Below are 1,487 nucleotides of genomic sequence, written 5' to 3'. Positions count from 1 at the left end.
GGGCCACGGACTCCCGTTGAAAATTCGGCCGCTGCGGCCAAAGCGCGTTCGAGTCTGACGTCCGGCCGCATCGGCACACCGACGGTGGTATGCAGTGAGCCCAGCGCCGCCTGTTCGCCGCTACCACAGGCATCGAAGTTCACGGCTCTTTCAGCAACCTGATAATCGCCGCGAATCTGGAAGATGCGCCCCATGTACCCAACCAGAAAAGTGCCAGCCGATTCGCGTTCACCGTCCTTGCGCGCGAATCCGCCGCGGGTAAAGCACGCGCGTACCGCATCAATGAACGTCGTGCACATGAAGGCGAACACATCGGTGCCCTCAGGGCGCGGCGCGACGGTCAGACTATGGCCCAGAAGTTGCCCCATCCTGAAGGATGTGGTGAAGCCGATCAGGAACGGTCCCACCCGATAAATCTTGGGGTCGGCGCGCACGGTGATGGCCCCCTCCCCCGATCCTGCCGAATCCGCACCCATGTAAACCTTCTTGCCATCTGTCAGCGCCACAATGCAGGTCATGCTGCCTCCGTAGGTGTTGCCCGATAGAACGCGACGCGCACGCCCTCGCACGGCTCAGCCGTGGTCGAATCCATGCAAGTACGCCCATTGCCGCCCAGAACTGCCTCGCGGTTCCATGACGTCCCGCCGGCGGGCATCACGCCCCCCCCGTGATACCCACCGCGTTATACACATCTCGGACTACGCGAGTTCATGGCGCAGTCCGCGTAGAGTTTCCGCTGCCGTCGTGACGCGCTCCAGACCTTGCCATATCGTCTTTGCGCCCGGTTTGCCGTCGCCTTTGCGAGCGAGGAAGCCACCGCACCGCGCCACCAGTCGGATCATTTCGTTGAGTCCGAGCGGTTTCGACGGTCGTCGTATTTTCAGTAGCACGTGGGCACCGTGAATCTCGTCAGGATCGAAGAACAGCGTCGCATCAAGGCCGGGACATGTCCGGCCCATACGCATCAGATACGCAATACCTGCCTTCTTGCCAGGTAACTTCATCAGCATCAGCGCGACAATCTTGTGCTACTTATTTTCAGTGGCCCGCATTGCCCGTGATTGGCGTTGTTCCAACGCAGAAACCAAGTCATTGGCCTTTTCAAGCGTGACAGTTCCTGTATAGCATATTATGCTGGTCAATACCGCATCGGGTCCGGCGGAGTCCCAGACAGTTTTTGATAAGTCAGCATGAGCCGATCCTGCACAAAGAACGCATAGCAGCAACACAGCGCGGAGAACGTTTTCGCGAAAGAAATCCATGCCTTCCTTTGTAAGCAAAACACTTGTCAACTAGCCATCATCCACGTCGGCAACGAAGGCCATCGAGCGCCAGACGGGGATGGCTATAACTGCGCAAATTCGTTGCCGCGCATAAGGGTCAGCACCTCGGATCCTGATACCGTGCAAAATGAATGCCACGATATCACTAATTGCCAGTCACACTGATATAAAACGTTTTTTTAATGCCATAAAGATTGTTTAATA

General features: G+C 57.2%; 1 protein-coding gene and 1 pseudogene. Both read right to left on the bottom strand.

Annotation, left to right across the window (positions count from 1 at the left end):
• Positions 1–518: hypothetical protein (locus tag BMI01S_RS37425; protein ID WP_042293426.1), on the bottom strand; the 518-nt coding region annotated here is incomplete at its 3' end.
• A gap of 180 nt (positions 519–698) precedes the next feature.
• A pseudogene (locus BMI01S_RS37420) lies at positions 699–977 on the bottom strand (IS4 family transposase); the annotation flags it as partial.
• Between the last annotated feature and the right edge of the window lie 510 nt (positions 978–1,487).

This window comes from Paraburkholderia mimosarum LMG 23256 = NBRC 106338, from assembly GCF_000739815.1.
Classification (GTDB): Bacteria; Pseudomonadota; Gammaproteobacteria; order Burkholderiales; family Burkholderiaceae; genus Paraburkholderia; species Paraburkholderia mimosarum.
This window is presented reverse-complemented; position numbering and strand designations above follow the sequence as displayed.